The following is a 15,303-nucleotide window of genomic DNA, read 5'->3' on the forward strand; positions in this document are numbered from 1 at the left end:
TAAACTTATTCCTTACCGACGTGAGTGATCAGCCAGCAGTTGTGAATTTGACGGTTACGCGCGAAGTCCTGCGACTGCGTTTTTTGGGTAATGTCCTGCGCCTGCAGGCCCAACGCCTTCAGACCATCCATATCCATTTTGAAACCACGTTTGTTGTTGGAGAACATGATGGTGCCGCCGCGACGCAGCAGACGCTTCAGGTTGCGCATCAGCATCATGTGATCGCGCTGAACGTCGAAGCTCTCTTCCATACGTTTTGAGTTTGAGAAGGTCGGCGGATCGATAAAGATCAGATCAAAATTCTCATCGCTTTCGTTCAGCCAGCTCAGGCAATCCGCCTGCATCAGGCGATGCTGACGACCGGTCAGGCCGTTCAGACGTAAATTGCGCTCCGCCCACTCCAGATAGGTACGCGACATATCCACCGTGGTGGTTGAACGCGCCCCGCCAAGGCCGGCATGCACGCTGGCGGTGCCGGTATAGGCAAACAGGTTGAGGAAATCTTTCCCCTGACTCATCTGACCCAGCATTTTGCGCGCAATTCGGTGATCAAGAAACAGACCGGTGTCGAGATAATCAGTCAGGTTGACCCAGAAACGCGCATTAAACTCTTTGACCTCAAAATAGTCGCCCTTCTCGCTCAGCTTCTGATACTGCGCTTTGCCTTTCTGGCGTTCACGCGTTTTCAGGATCAGGCGGTCGGCGGGCAGTTCGAGCACGGTGAGCGTCGCACTGATCACATCGAACAGGCGCTGGCGCGCTTTGTTCGGATCGATGGTTTTCGGCGGCGCATATTCCTGAATGATCACCCAATCAGCGTAGCGATCGACCGCCACGTTGTAGTCAGGCAGATCGGCATCATAAATGCGGTAACACTCAATGCCTTCCTGCCGCGCCCACTTCTCCAGCTTCTTCAGATTTTTACGCAGACGGTTGGCATAATCTTCCGCAATCTGGCCGGCGCTTTCACCGCTGTTGACCGACAACTGATAATTTTTCTGTACGCAATCCAGCGGACCGTTTTTCGCTTTGAACTGGCGATCGGCGCGCAGTTGCAGACAGCTCAGCAGTTCCGGCGAGGCGCTGAACAGTGACAGGTTCCAGCCGCCAAAGTGCAGCTTCATCAGGCGTCCGAGCTGGCTGTGCAGCGCAATCAGCGCCGGCTCGCTCTCCAGACGTTCACCGTAAGGCGGGTTGCTCAGCACCGTGCCGTGGATCAGCGGATCGACCGGATTGGTCAGCTTCAGCAGATCCTGCTGGGCGAAGGTAAAGAGTTCGAAGACGCCAGCGCGACGGGCATTGGCCTGCGCCCATTCCAGCACCCGACCATTGTTGTCATAGCCGAAGAAGCGTGCCTGAGTCGCTGCCGTGCCGTTACGGGCGCGGGTCTGCGCTTCGGTTTTCACTTCCTGCCACAGCGCGGCGTTAAACTGACTCCATGCGGTGAAGCCCCAGTGCTTACGCAACAGGCCCGGCGCGCGATCGCAGGCGATCAGTGCTGCTTCGATCAGCAATGTGCCCGATCCGCACATCGGATCGATCAGCGGCGTGGTTGGCTGCCAGCCTGAACGCAACACGATCGCCGCAGCCAGGTTCTCTTTCAGCGGTGCCTGTCCGGTCTGCTGGCGGTAGCCGCGCTGATGCAGCGCACTGCCGCTCAGATCCAGCGCAATACTGGCGCGATCGTCGTTCAGCCAGACGTTAATCCGGATATCCGCCTGTTCGCGATCCACATTCGGGCGCTCCAGATTCTGGCGGGTAAAGCTGTCGACAATGGCGTCTTTAACTTTCAGAGCGCCGAACTGGCTGTTGCGGATCGAATCATTGGTTCCGCTGAAATGCACCACAAAGGTTTTGTCGCTGCCGAACATCGTTGGCCAGTCAACACTTTGCACACCCAGATAAAGATCCAGATCGCTGTAGACGCCAAACTCTCCCAGCGGCAGCAGGATGCGGGAGGCTAAACGGCTCCACATCAGGCTTTGATACATTACGCGCTCGTCGGCCTGGTAGTGAACACCGCCCTGCACCACCTGCAAATCCTGCGCGCCCAGCGCGTCCAGCTCACTTTTTAACAGCTCTTCGAGCCCACGCGCCGTGCTGGCAAACAGAGAATTCATATCGTCACTTTTTAACTCTTGAGAAAATTGTTGCGCATTATAGCGAATCGGAGACCTATGTCATAAAGTTAGCTACTTTTGTCTTGCGCGCCTGGTTTCAAGGAGATCACCATGATTACGCTTTCCCGCCTGTTTATTCATCCTGTGAAGTCGATGCGGGGATTGCAACTGTCGCATGCGCAGGTCTCAGACAGCGGACTGGCGTTTGATCGCCTGTTCATGGTGACTGAACCTGATGGAACCTTTATTACCGCGCGACAATACCCGGAGATGGTCCGTTTCACGCCGGCGAGTCTGCCGGATGGCCTGCTGCTGCTGGCGCCGGACGGCACTCACACAAGCGTTGGCTTCAGCGATTTCAACGGGCAGTATCATCCGACCGAAGTCTGGGGCAACCATTTCACCGCTCGTATTGCGCCAGATGCGATCAATCAGTGGCTCAGTCAGTTCTTTCCGCGCGAGGTGCAGCTGCGCTGGGTCGGCCCGCAACCCACCCGGCGGGTTAAAAATTTCGCCTCGGTGCCGCTCAGCTTTGCCGATGGCTTCCCGTTCCTGCTGGTCAACAGTGCCTCGTTAGCCGATCTGCAACAGCGCTGCCCGGCCAGTGTGCGTGTCGAACAGTTTCGGCCGAACCTGGTCATCAGCGGTGCCGCAGCCTGGGAAGAAGATGGCTGGGCGGAGATTCAGATTGGCGAGGTGTTATTCGAGGTCACCAAACCGTGCAGCCGCTGCGTGTTCACCACCGTCAGCCCGGAGACCGGAAATAAACATCCGGCCGGCCAGCCACTGGCGACATTGCAGGGCTTTCGCAGTGCGCAGGACGGCAGTGGCGACATCGATTTCGGTCTGAATTTAATTGCCCGTAATTCGGGCGTGGTTCGCGCCGGCGATACGGTTACCGTTATTAAACGACGTTCGCCGCGTGTTTACGGAGCAGGTGAGGTGGTTCAGACGCTGCAACCCCGGCAGCAGACGCCGTCGGCCGTCAATATTACCTTTCAGGGTCAGACCTTCACCGGTGATAATCAGCAGGTGCTGCTGGAACAGCTGGAGATGCAGGGATTCCGCATACCTTACTCCTGTCGGGCAGGATTATGTGGCAGTTGTAAACTCAGGCTGGTCGCGGGTGAGGTAAAGGCCCTGAAGCAAAGCGCCATTGGTCAGGATGGCACTCTGTTGAGTTGCAGCTGTATTCCGGCAGGCGATGTGGAACTGAACTGATTACACCGCGCGGGCGTAGCGCGGCATAATATCCTGACAGTAAGGTTGCAGGCGGTCGTTCATCACTTTGATGGCATCGCCAAGCACCATTGCTTTGCCCGCCAGCGTCAGTCCAGGCTGAGCCAGCAAACAGAGCGCAGCGTTATCCCCCTTCTCTACCACCAGCAGTCGTGCCTGCTCGCCATTTTCCGCCAGCGTAACCTGCACCATCTCACCGACATTCGGCCGCAGGGCCGGCGCATAAGAGGAAAAGTGCCAGCTTTTCGGCATCAGCGGTTTCAGGAATCGTGCCGCCACCAGCGCATTTAACACCAGCTCAGCGCGGTGCTGGCTGCTTAACTTACACTGACGACAGGTCTCTTCGAAGGTGAAATAGAGCGCAGCATCATCGACACAAAAGCCGGTTTCATTAAACGCGTCCGGGGTGAGCATTTTGCGGGAAAAGCGGGAACGAAAAAGCATACCGTCAGCCAGGTCGAGCATCATTCGGTCGTGGCTGGCATCAAAATACCAACGCCAGTTATCATCAGGTTTGATTTTCATAGTGTGCCCTGTATTTACCGCTGCGCCAAAAATCACGCAAAATTCAGCGAAAAATGAAACATAAGGAAAAGCTGAAAATTCGTGCAACAGGCCAAAATATAAACGAGCCGGAAGGATAAATAAACCCCCCGGCTTACGATTGTGAGAAATGTCTTAAAGATACGTGACGATATCTTTAATTAATCCTGGCCCCTGATAAATAAAGCCGGAATAAATCTGCACCAGCGTGGCACCCGCTGCGATCTTTTCGCGCGCTGCGGTCAGAGAATCGATCCCGCCTACACCAATAATTGGCAGTTGCCCCTTCAGCTCCTGAGACAGGCGCCGAATCACCTCGGTGCTGCGCGACTGGACCGGACGCCCACTCAGCCCACCGGCTTCTTCAGCATATTTAAGGCCACTCACCAGTGAACGATCGAGGGTGGTATTGGTGGCAATGACGCCATCAATCTGGTGCCGGACTAAACTGTCAGCGACCTGAATTAACTCCTCTTCGGTGAGATCAGGCGCGATTTTTACCGCCACCGGAACATATTTTAAGTGACGTTGTTCCAGCTCTTTTTGTTTTTGTTTGATTGAAACCAGCAGATCGTCCAGCGCTTCGCCATATTGCAGTGAACGTAATCCCGGGGTGTTCGGCGAGGAGATATTGATCGCAATATAACCGGCATGGGCATAGACCTTTTCCATGCAGATCAGATAGTCCTCTTTGCCCTGCTCGACCGGCGTATCTTTATTTTTACCAATATTGATCCCCAGTACGCCTTTAAAACGCGCTTTTTTCACGTTTTCGACCAGGTGATCAACGCCGAGATTATTGAACCCCATGCGATTAATAATGCCGCCCGCTTCGACTAACCGAAACATCCGCGGTTTGTCATTGCCCGGCTGGGCACGTGGCGTCACAGTACCGACCTCAACGAAGCCGAAGCCCATCGCGCCAAAGGCATCGATACATTCGGCATTTTTATCCAGACCTGCCGCCAGGCCAAGGGCGTTATTAAAGGTTAATCCCATGCAGGTTACCGGACGCGACGGCAGCTTCTGGCGGAATAACCCTTCCAGCGGTGTGCCGCTCATAAAACGCAGTTGCTGAAAGGTGAGTTCGTGCGCGCGCTCGGGGTCGAGTTTGAACAGCGCCGGTCGGACGATAGGATAAAACATGCACTCTCCTGAAGGACGGAAGCAATCGTGAAAGTCGGTGCACGGGAAAATGTGCGCCAGAATGGTAAAGTGCTCTGGCGCAAAAGTAAATCGAACGGCGAGGATGGGGAAAAGTATCTGAAGCTGAGTTGATCTTACCCCACGGAATCGTTTACGGGGTCGATTCGGGCGTGTGCAGGAAACAGGTATTCGCGAAGAATACCGCGACGCAGCATGATGCCAAAAATGCCGATACAGACGAATGCTTCCGCCAGCACCATCGACCAGGCGGCACCTATCGCCCCATACTGCCACGCCAGCAGGCAGCAAAGCGGCACGTTAATTACCCCGGCCGCCATCATCACCAGCATACGCTGGCGCGCCAGGCCATGCGGGATCAGGATCTGCAAACCGGCCGGATAAGAGATATTACCGAACAGGAAGCAGAGCACGAACACCCGCAGCACATCCGCCGACGGCATAAACGCTTTACCCAGCAGCAGCGATACCACCTGATCGGCAAACAGCCAGGTAAATATCACAATCGACAGGCTGAGAGAAAAAGAGAGCAGCAAACTTTTGCGGGTTGCGGCAATCGCTGCGCGCTTATCGCGTCCAAACAGGTGGCTGACGCGTGGAAAGAAGGCGCTGCCGATCTGTTCAGGCACCGAGTTCGCTGCTTTACGCAGGCGGTCTGCTCCATTGTAGATACCGACCATATAGTGCGAGGTAAACGACGCGAGGATCACCACATTGACGCTGTTAAACAGATTGGCCCCGGCGATAGCGATAAACACATCCATGCTGTCAGTGATGCGCTGTTTGATTTCGCGTGGCTCAAAGCGATAACGGCCAATCACCTTCATCTCCAGTACAAACTTCAGGGTGATGGCCGCACTGATAATCGAAACGGCACCCGGGATCAGGGCAGCCAGCCAGGTATCCTCAGGCGTTTTGACCAGCAAAAAGGTCAGCGGGATGGCGCAGAAGTTACCAAAGGTGGCAATCACCGCCGTTTTGCCGAGCTTCTCAAAGCCCTGCATCAGCCAGCCAAACGAAAACAGCGAGCCGATCAGCGTGGTGCAGTTGGCAAGGATAATAAAGAACAGCGGATGCCAGGCCGGGTTAAACCAGGTGGCCGTCAACAAGGTGCCGCTGGTCAGCACCAGCAGCATCAGTTTGGCATTGAAGGTCGACCAGAACAGCTGACTGACCCGCGCTTTGTCATCACGATGGTGAGCAATATCTTTGGTGGTAAAGACGTTGAACCCCCAGTCGGAGATGGTGCTGCAATAGAGCACGCAGGCAATCGCCAGCGCCAGGGTCCCCATCTGCTCGACGCCGAGAATACGCGCCAGATAAGGCAAGGTCGCCAGCGGAAACAGAAACGAAGCGCCGCGGTAGGCCAGCAGTGAGAAGATATTAATAATCAGACTTTTATCAAGAACTTTTGCCATGTCGCAACAACCTTATACACATTGCATGTCTCACCTTCTCATTTCGCTAAGGCATAAACAATATCGCTAAACACTTTTCAGAATCAGGCTGCGCGGTTAATTTCTTTTTTGACCTTATAACTCTGCAACGCAATAAACAGATCCGGTTGATTAAACAGCAACCACTCTTTAAAGTTCTGCGCTTTCACCTCTCGCCCCATAAAACGAATGGCATTGCGCACATATTCCGGCACCGGCGTCTGATTATACAGTGATAAATAGATCATCAGGCGGAACGAATGGGTTAAATAGGCTTTCTCCAGCGTCGTGCGCCACTCTGTTTTAGCCTGGGAGCTATTCAGCGTATTGTAGGCATGCATAAAGGCGTCGTAGCGCTGAAAGAAAAACTCATCGCCTTTGGTACTGTTTGTCAGTGAGCCGCTGCGAATACGCTGCTTATAATAAACCTGACGGCTGACCCATGCCTGCTGACATTTCATAAACACCGACAGCGTGAAATTATGATCTTCATGTATCCGGCGAACGAAGCGTAATTTATGCTGCTCTATCACGCTTTTTCTCAGCACGTAGTTCCAGACCGCCGAGGTATAGCTGCCGTTACGCAGCAGGCGCATAAAGACTTCCTGCGGCGGCTGCACACCAAACTGGTCATGCTTAACTTTGGGTGAGGTGACGTCGATATGGCCATCTTCGTAGACGCAGGAATTAAAGCAGAACAGGTCGGTGCGGGGATGTTTCTCTACGACGCTGGCCAGTTCCGCCACCAGCCCATCGACGACCACATCATCCGGGTCACAGAAGAACAGGAACTCGCCCTGAGCCAGCGCAATACCGGTGTCACGAGCATTGCCGAGCCCGCCGTTTTCAATGGTGATAACTTTTACCTGAGAAAGATGCGCATAATTCTGTTCAATCAGGGCCAGTGTTCCATCGGTTGATCCATCATTAACGATGATTATTTCATTGGGCGCTTTTACCTGGCGCAATAATGAATCAACGCACTCCACAATATATTTCTCAACGTTGTAAGTCGGAATAATCACCGATAACAGGATGTCAGACATAGGCAATTCTCTGCTGTTAGAAAATGACAATACGATTCACCTGCCTGATGCAGGTCCAGACCAGAGGCGAAACGTCGGAAAAGGAATAGTCGTTATTATGGCTGCTTACTTTGAGCCTGATTATCTTAAACCGGTTAAGCCGATAAAGACCAGTCGGGAAAAAAAGGCTGCAGTGGTCAGGTGACTCTCACTGTTAAATAAGTTGCATCTATAGTCCGGCACGACGATAAAACGGTTGAGGATTGATTTAATTTCCCGGCAAAAAGCAGCGGTAACCAGAATCCGGAAAATGTAAGCGAATACCTGAAAGCGTTAATATCTTCAACATTACATTCTGTTCGTTTCAGTGACGTTTCTGCAATTAATCTGAGTCCCACTCCCTGCCACGCCCTGGGAGGGGTTGATTTTATATCGCTTTTCCTGATTTCTGCCCCTGCCGCTACGTTTTTTGCGCGGCTCACCATAATAAGAATGTTTAAGCAATCAGCCAGCGGATGATTTACTGGCGACGGCTCGCTTATTTTGTGATCTCGCATCATCACCTTTAATGAGTGATCGGACGAACCGCCCGAATTTTAAGAATTATCGGAAGCCGCTTTATCACGGCTTATTGCTTAACCCGCCTATTTGCAGATTTCACTTTTAGATTGCCAGATAAATCATTTAAGCCCACTCCCCTGCTCTGACAGTATGAAGGCATAAGTTCTCAACATTAGATAATCAATAACTTTTAGTTATAAGGAGTGATGATGCGAGTTATTACGCTGGCAGGCAGCCCACGGTTTCCTTCACGCTCAACGTCGTTATTGACGCTGTGTCAGCACAAACTGGAAGCACGGGGTATCGAAGTCATTCCGTGGAACATTCATAACTTCCAGCCGGACGATCTGATCAATGCGCGTTTTGACGCCCCGGCGCTGCTGGCGTTACGCGAAGATCTGGCCGCCGCGGATGGTCTGATTGTGGCGACGCCAATCTATAAAGCCTCTTTTTCTGGTGCACTCAAAACCCTGCTTGATCTGCTGCCGGAACGCGCACTGGAGCACAAGGTGGTGTTGCCTTTAGCCAGCGGCGGCAGTGCCGGCCATATGCTGGCCCTCGACTACGCCCTTAAGCCGGTGCTTAACGCGCTGAAAGCACAGGAGATTCTGCACGGCGTGTATGCCGAAGATAACCAGATTCATCATTATGATCGTCAGCCAGAGTTACAGGACTCGCTGGCACAGCGCCTTGACGACGCGGTAGCTGCGTTCTGGCTGGCGCTGACCCGTCATCATCATCCCGTTGCACAAGCGGTATAAAGGAGCAGTTCGATGAAACAGAGGTTCGCTAAGTGGCTGACGGCGGGATTATTACTGGCTGGCCTGCAGGCGCAGGCTGCTGAGCCCGATCCAGCGCAAATTCGTATCGGTTATCAAAAAGGGTCAGTCAGTATGGTGCTGGCAAAATCGCACCAGCTATTAGAGAAGCGTTTTCCGCACACCAAAATTCAGTGGATTGAATTTCCGGCCGGTCCACAGATGCTGGAAGCGCTGAATGTGAACAGTATCGATCTCGGCAGCACCGGCGATCTTCCGCCGCTGTTCGCCCAGGCGGCGGGCGCAGATTTACTCTATGTCGGCTCCGAACCGCCCAAGCCGCAGGCTGAAGTGATTCTGGTACCGAAAACCAGCACGCTGCAACAGGTAGCGGATCTGAAAGGCAAGAAAGTCGCCTTTCAGAAAGGCTCCAGCTCGCACAATTTACTGTTGCGAGCCCTGCAGCAGGCTGGTCTGAGCTTTAAAGATATCACCCCGGTTTATCTTACCCCCGCGGATGCACGCGCCGCGTTTCAGCAGGGAAATGTTGATGCCTGGGCGATCTGGGATCCCTATTACTCGTCGGTGCTGTTACAGGGCAATTCCCGGGTGCTGGTTGATGGCAGCAAACTCAATCTGACCGGCTCGTTCTATTTAGCCACCCGCAGTTATGCCGAGGCGCACGGTGCATTCATTCAGCAGGTGCTGGACACCTTTAGTGCAGCCGATGCGCTGACCGTCAGCCAGCGGCCACAGAGTATTACGCTGTTAGCGCAGGCGATAGGCTTACCCGAGCCGGTGATCGCCAGCTATCTCAGCCATCGTCCGCCCACCACCATTACGCCGGTTAGCGACAAAACGGCGGTTGCCCAGCAGCACACCGCTGACCTGTTCTATGCCAATCATCTGCTGCCAGTGAAAGTGTCGATTCGCGATCGCATCTGGCAACCGCATACCGTGACTCAATAAGGAGCAAAAAATGGTATCCATATTCTGGTTTCTGCCAACCCATGGCGACGGCCACTATCTTGGCACCGCAGAAGGCGCACGTCCGGTGGATCACGCCTATCTGCAACAGGTGGCGCAGGCAGCCGACCGTCTCGGCTTTGGCGGCGTACTGATCCCGACCGGCCGATCCTGTGAAGATGCCTGGCTGGTTGCCGCGTCATTGATCCCGGTGACACAGCGCCTGCGTTTTCTGGTGGCTTTACGGCCTGGCGTGATTTCGCCGACCCAGGCGGCGCGTCAGGCGGCAACGCTGGATCGCTTATCCAACGGTCGCGCGCTGTTTAATCTGGTGACCGGCGGCGATCCGGAAGAGCTGGCGGGCGACGGGGTGTTCCTCGATCACCGTGAGCGCTACGCCGAGTCAGCTGAATTTACCCGCGTATGGCGTCGGGTGCTGGAGGGCGAAACGGTCGATTACGAAGGCAAGCACGTTAAGGTGCGCGGTGCCCGCCTGATGTTTAAACCGGTACAGCAACCGCGTCCGCCGTTGTGGTTTGGTGGCTCGTCTGAACCGGCTCAGGATCTGGCAGCTGAACAGGTCGATGTCTATCTTACCTGGGGTGAACCACCGGCTCTGGTGAAAGAGAAAATCGACCAGGTCCGTGCGAAAGCCGCCGCGCAGGGACGTACGGTACGTTTCGGTATTCGTCTGCACGTGATCGTGCGTGAAACCACTGAAGAAGCCTGGCAGGCGGCCGACAAACTGATCGCCAACGTGGACGATGCCACCATCGCCAAAGCGCAGGCGGCGTTTCAGCGAGCAGATTCGGTCGGGCAGCGTCGGATGGCGGCGCTACACGGCGGACGGCGCGACAAGCTGGAAATCAGTCCGAACCTGTGGGCTGGCGTCGGCCTGGTGCGCAGCGGCGCAGGGACCGCGCTGGTCGGCGATGGCCCCACGGTCGCCGCGCGGATTAAAGAGTATGAAGCGCTGGGTATTGAAACCTTCATTTTGTCCGGCTATCCACACCTGGAAGAAGCTTATCGGGTTGGCGAGTTGCTGTTCCCGCATCTCGATCTGCAGGTTCCGCTGGTGCCACAGCCGCGCATAGTGCAGGCACACGGAGAAGCGGTCGCCAACGATTTTACCCCTGAGAAAAAAGTCGCCCGCGGCTGAGGAGAACATCATGGCCAGAACAGGTAAACGTCTCGCCGATACGCTGGTGCCGTGGGTGCTGCCAGCTCTACTGGTGGTGACGTGGCAGATCGCCTCGCAAACCGGCTGGTTATCGACCCGCATTTTGCCGGCGCCTGAAAAAATAGTGACCACGTTCTGGCAGCTGGCCGCCAGCGGTGAACTGTGGCAACACCTGGCGATCAGTAGCTGGCGGGCACTGATTGGTTTCAGCATCGGCGGATCGATTGGTCTGCTGCTGGGGCTGATCACCGGCACCTCCCGCACCGGCGAGCGGCTGCTGGATACCTCGGTTCAGATGTTACGTAACGTTCCCCATCTGGCGCTGATCCCGCTGGTCATTCTGTGGTTCGGTATTGATGAGTCGGCCAAAATCTTCCTGGTGGCGCTCGGCACGCTGTTTCCGATCTACCTGAATACCTACCACGGCATTCGTAACATCGATCGCGGACTGGTGGAGATGGCCCGCAGCTATGGCCTCACCGGCTGGAGCCTGTTTATTCAGGTGATCCTGCCCGGTGCGCTACCGAACATCATGGTAGGCGTTCGTTTCGCGCTCGGCCTGATGTGGCTGACGTTGATCGTGGCAGAAACCATTTCGGCAAATTCGGGCATCGGCTATCTGGCGATGAATGCGCGTGAATTTTTGCAGACCGATGTGGTGGTGGTCGCCATCATTCTGTATGCCCTGCTCGGTAAACTGGCTGATGTCGCCGCGTTGTTGCTGGAACGCGTCTGGCTGCGCTGGCATCCGGCTTATCAACTGAAGGAGGAGAACGCATGAGTCAGACCCTTTCCCCGGCGCGCCTCAATGCGGGCACCCCGGTTGGCGTTAACAACGTCAGCAAGCAGTATGGCAACCGTACCATTCTGAAGAACATCGACCTGCATATTCCGTCAGGTCAGTTCGTGGCGGTGGTTGGCCGCAGCGGCTGCGGCAAAAGTACCCTGCTGCGCCTGCTGGCCGGGCTGGAGCAGACTTCCAGCGGCCAGCTACTGGCGGGCAATGCGCCGTTACAGTCGGCACGTGACGATACCCGCCTGATGTTTCAGGACGCGCGGCTGCTGCCGTGGAAAAAGGTGATTGATAATGTCGGCCTCGGGCTAAAAGGCAACGCCTGGCGCAGTGCGGCACAGGAGGCGCTGGCGGCGGTCGGGCTTGCCGATCGGGCCAGTGAGTGGCCGGCTACTCTCTCAGGCGGACAGAAACAGCGGGTAGCGCTGGCCAGAGCGCTGATTCATCGGCCGGGTTTGCTGCTGCTGGATGAGCCACTGGGTGCGCTGGATGCCCTGACCCGCATCGAAATGCAGGAACTGATTGAATCGCTGTGGCAGCAGCATCATTTCACGGTACTGCTGGTCACCCATGATGTGAGTGAAGCGGTGGCGATGGCCGATCGGGTGCTATTGATTGAAGAAGGCGAGATTGGTCTGGATCTGCTGGTTGATTTACCGCGTCCCAGAAGGCGCGGATCGCCGCGGCTGGCAGAATTAGAGGCGGAAGTGCTGGATCGGGTAATGCGACGCACCGCACCCTCGCAACCGGTCCGTGTCGCGCGACAGCGTTAAAAAAAACGGCGGAGCCCGACTGGCACTCCGCCGTTCTGCTATCAGGCGTTCAGCGCCCGGGTGATCTTCTCGTAGAGATCGCCCGACAACTTCTCCAGCCCTTTCAGCTGTTCCAGTGCCTCGCGCATCATCGCCTGACGATCGTCGTCATAGCGTTTCAGTCGAATCAATGGCTCGACCATCCGCGCCGCAACCTGCGGGTTACGGGTGTTCAGATCGATCAGCATCTCCACCAGGAATTTATAGCCGCTGCCATCTTTGGCATGGAACGCAGCCGGGTTAGCGGAGGCAAAGGCACCCACCAGCGAGCGTACCCGGTTAGGGTTGCTCATGCTGAAGGAGCGGTGGTTAAGTAACTGACGCACATTACGCAGCACATTGGCCGCCGGACTGGTGGCCTGCAGCACAAACCACTTGTCCATCACCAGACCATCCTGATGCCAGCGCTCATCGTAGGCCGCCAGCAGCGCATCGCGGCACGGCAGCTGCGCCGCTACCGCTGCGGAGAGTGCCGCCAGCGAATCGGTCATGTTGGTCGCCTGGTGATACTGCACCTGCACCAGCTTGTCCGCCAGTTGCGCATCGCCAAAGGCCAGATAGGTCAGGCAGATATTTTTCAGGCTGCGCTGACCAATCGCGTCATGCTCAACCCGGTATTCACTCTGCTGATTGGCGTTATAGATCGCAAAGAACTCGTCAGCCAGCTCGCGCGCCAGGGTGCGCTGCAGTGCGTCACGTACCAGCGCAATCGCCTGTGGATCGATGACATCGAACAGTTCGGCGATCTCATTTTCAGTCGGCAACGTCAGAATCAGCGCGGTCAGCGCCGGATCGCAGTCGGCATCGAGCAGTACTGCGCGGAACGCGTCTGCCACATGCAGCGGCAGTGACAGATGCTGCCCCTGCTGATAGCGCGCCACGTTGAGACGGATATAGGTTGCCAGCAGGCTCTGTGCTGCATCCCAGCGTGAAAAATCGTTACGCGCATGACGCATCAGGAAGGTGAGCTGCGCATCGCTCCATTTGTAATCGAGCTTCACCGGCGCAGAGAATTCACGCAGCAGCGACGGCACCGGCTGGAAGTAGACATTATCGAAAATGAAGGACTGGAACTCCTCGGTGACGTTCAGCACGTGATGCACCGGGTGGCCGTTGTGCTGCAGCGGAATCACCTGCCCTTCGTTATCATACAGCTCGATATCGAGCGGGATATGCAGCGGCAGCTTCTCTTTCTGATCGGCGGTCGCTGGCGTGTGCTGCGTGACGTGCAGCGTGTATTGCTCCAGCTCCGGGTTGTAATCATCGCGTACCGTCAACACTGGCGTACCGGACTGGCTGTACCAGCGGCGGAACTGTGACAGATCCACGTTGGAGGCATCTTCCATTGCCTGCACGAAGTCATCGCAGGTGGCCGCACTGCCGTCGTGACGATCAAAATAGAGCTGCATTCCCTTCTGGAAATTAGCCTCGCCCAACAGGGTGTGCAGCATCCGGATCACTTCCGATCCTTTTTCATACACGGTAAGGGTGTAGAAGTTATTCATTTCAATCACCTGATCCGGGCGGATCGGGTGAGCCATCGGACTGGCATCTTCAGCAAACTGCGCGCCACGCACGATACGCACGTTGTCGATGCGATTAACGGCACGTGAACCGAGGTCAGAACTGAACTCCTGATCGCGGAATACCGTCAGCCCCTCTTTCAGGCTGAGCTGGAACCAGTCGCGACAGGTGACACGGTTGCCGGTCCAGTTATGAAAATATTCGTGGCCGATCACCGCTTCAATACCGAGATAATCTTTATCTGTGGCGGTTTCCGCTTTCGCCAGCACATATTTGGCGTTAAAAACGTTCAGGCCTTTGTTTTCCATCGCGCCCATGTTGAAGAAGTCGACCGCCACGATCATAAAGATGTCGAGGTCGTATTCGAGACCGAAACGCTCCTCATCCCACTTCATGCTGTTTTTCAGCGAGGTCATCGCCCAGTCGGCGCGGTCGAGATTGCCACGATCGACAAAAATCTCCAGCGCCACATCACGGCCGGAACGGGTGGTGAAACTGTCGCGCAGCACGTCGAAGTCTCCCGCCACCAGCGCAAACAGGTAGCAAGGTTTCGGGAACGGGTCCTGCCATTTGACCCAGCTACGGCCCTGCTCATCACGTCCACTGTCGACGCGGTTACCGTTTGACAGCAGGTAAGGATAGCGTTCGCCGTCGGCAAAAATGGTGGTGGTGAAACGCGCCAGCACATCCGGGCGATCCAGATACCAGGTAATATGACGGAAGCCTTCAGCCTCACATTGAGTGCATAGCGCCTCGCCTGATTTGTATAACCCTTCCAGCGCCGTGTTCTGATCCGGATGAATATCGTTGATGATTTTCAGCGTGAAACTTTCTGGCAGCTGGCTGAGCACCAGCGCACCGTTCTGCTGGCGATAATCCGTCCAGGGTTGTCCATCCACCTCAAGCGCGATCAGCGTTAAATCTTCGCCATCCAGACGCAAATCAGCCTGGCTGTCACCGAGACGTTTAACCTGACTGATAGCCGTTACGCGGGTGGTCGACGCATCCAGTTCAAAGGTTAAATCAATGTCAGTAATGGTGTAATCCGGCGCACGGTAATCGTGGCGATATTTAATTTGGGGCTGTTGCGTCATATTCCGTCTCGCGTTGTTATAAGTTTACCTGGCAAAGTCTAAGCTTGTTACTACAAGCTTGCCACGCACAATGCACGTAATGCGTGAA

At 55.4% G+C, this 15,303-nt stretch carries 12 protein-coding genes; 6 read left to right on the forward strand and 6 right to left on the reverse strand.

What is annotated here, in order from left to right:
* Positions 1 to 5: 5 nt before the first annotated feature.
* On the reverse strand, positions 6 to 2,120 hold the full coding sequence (gene rlmKL, locus FHW04_RS01115; protein WP_031376122.1) for a bifunctional 23S rRNA (guanine(2069)-N(7))-methyltransferase RlmK/23S rRNA (guanine(2445)-N(2))-methyltransferase RlmL: 2,115 nt from the start codon (positions 2,118 to 2,120) through the stop codon (positions 6 to 8).
* 111 nt (positions 2,121 to 2,231) lie between these two features.
* On the opposite strand from rlmKL, the gene FHW04_RS01120 reads away from it, so the two are divergent.
* Positions 2,232 to 3,341: a YcbX family protein gene (locus FHW04_RS01120; protein ID WP_089561080.1), complete on the forward strand. Its 1,110-nt coding sequence runs from the start codon at positions 2,232 to 2,234 to the stop codon at positions 3,339 to 3,341.
* On the opposite strand, the gene FHW04_RS01125 is transcribed toward FHW04_RS01120, so the two are convergent.
* The 4 genes from FHW04_RS01125 to FHW04_RS01140 form a co-directional block, all read right to left on the reverse strand.
* Positions 3,342 to 3,884, reverse strand: coding sequence for a cell division protein ZapC (locus FHW04_RS01125; RefSeq protein WP_031376124.1), 543 nt, complete (start codon positions 3,882 to 3,884; stop codon positions 3,342 to 3,344).
* Between the two features lie 153 nt (positions 3,885 to 4,037).
* Positions 4,038 to 5,048, reverse strand: a complete 1,011-nt coding sequence (gene pyrD / locus FHW04_RS01130) for a quinone-dependent dihydroorotate dehydrogenase (protein WP_089561081.1) — start codon at positions 5,046 to 5,048, stop codon at positions 4,038 to 4,040.
* A gap of 134 nt (positions 5,049 to 5,182) precedes the next feature.
* Positions 5,183 to 6,484, reverse strand: a complete 1,302-nt coding sequence (locus tag FHW04_RS01135) for a flippase (protein WP_069728118.1) — start codon at positions 6,482 to 6,484, stop codon at positions 5,183 to 5,185.
* Between the two features lie 83 nt (positions 6,485 to 6,567).
* Positions 6,568 to 7,548, reverse strand: coding sequence for a glycosyltransferase family 2 protein (locus FHW04_RS01140; RefSeq protein WP_046288414.1), 981 nt, complete (start codon positions 7,546 to 7,548; stop codon positions 6,568 to 6,570).
* 749 nt (positions 7,549 to 8,297) lie between these two features.
* Between FHW04_RS01140 and ssuE the strand changes: the two genes are divergently transcribed.
* From ssuE to ssuB, 5 genes are read left to right on the forward strand one after another with little or no spacing between them, the layout of a single operon-like run.
* Complete coding sequence (ssuE, locus tag FHW04_RS01145) at positions 8,298 to 8,849, forward strand: NADPH-dependent FMN reductase (RefSeq protein WP_069728117.1); 552 nt, start codon at positions 8,298 to 8,300, stop codon at positions 8,847 to 8,849.
* A gap of 12 nt (positions 8,850 to 8,861) precedes the next feature.
* Positions 8,862 to 9,815: a sulfonate ABC transporter substrate-binding protein gene (locus tag FHW04_RS01150; RefSeq protein WP_031376127.1), complete on the forward strand. Its 954-nt coding sequence runs from the start codon at positions 8,862 to 8,864 to the stop codon at positions 9,813 to 9,815.
* 10 nt (positions 9,816 to 9,825) lie between these two features.
* Positions 9,826 to 10,971, forward strand: coding sequence for an FMNH2-dependent alkanesulfonate monooxygenase (gene ssuD, locus FHW04_RS01155; RefSeq protein ID WP_089561082.1), 1,146 nt, complete (start codon positions 9,826 to 9,828; stop codon positions 10,969 to 10,971).
* Between the two features lie 10 nt (positions 10,972 to 10,981).
* Positions 10,982 to 11,773, forward strand: a complete 792-nt coding sequence (gene ssuC / locus FHW04_RS01160) for an aliphatic sulfonate ABC transporter permease SsuC (RefSeq protein WP_089561083.1) — start codon at positions 10,982 to 10,984, stop codon at positions 11,771 to 11,773.
* The gene (gene ssuB / locus FHW04_RS01165; RefSeq protein WP_089561084.1) at positions 11,770 to 12,558 is read left to right on the forward strand and encodes an aliphatic sulfonates ABC transporter ATP-binding protein; all 789 of its coding nucleotides are present in this window, start codon (positions 11,770 to 11,772) and stop codon (positions 12,556 to 12,558) included. The genes ssuC and ssuB overlap by 4 nt, the downstream gene beginning before the upstream one ends.
* A gap of 41 nt (positions 12,559 to 12,599) precedes the next feature.
* Here ssuB and pepN read toward each other — a convergent pair whose 3' ends face one another.
* Entirely contained in the window at positions 12,600 to 15,215 is a 2,616-nt protein-coding gene (gene pepN, locus FHW04_RS01170; protein ID WP_089561085.1) for an aminopeptidase N, read from the reverse strand.
* Positions 15,216 to 15,303: the final 88 nt, after the last annotated feature.

Origin of the sequence: Pantoea sp. AN62 (genome assembly GCF_050432985.1) — a bacterium.
GTDB classification, from domain to species: domain Bacteria; phylum Pseudomonadota; class Gammaproteobacteria; order Enterobacterales; family Enterobacteriaceae; genus Pantoea; species Pantoea brenneri.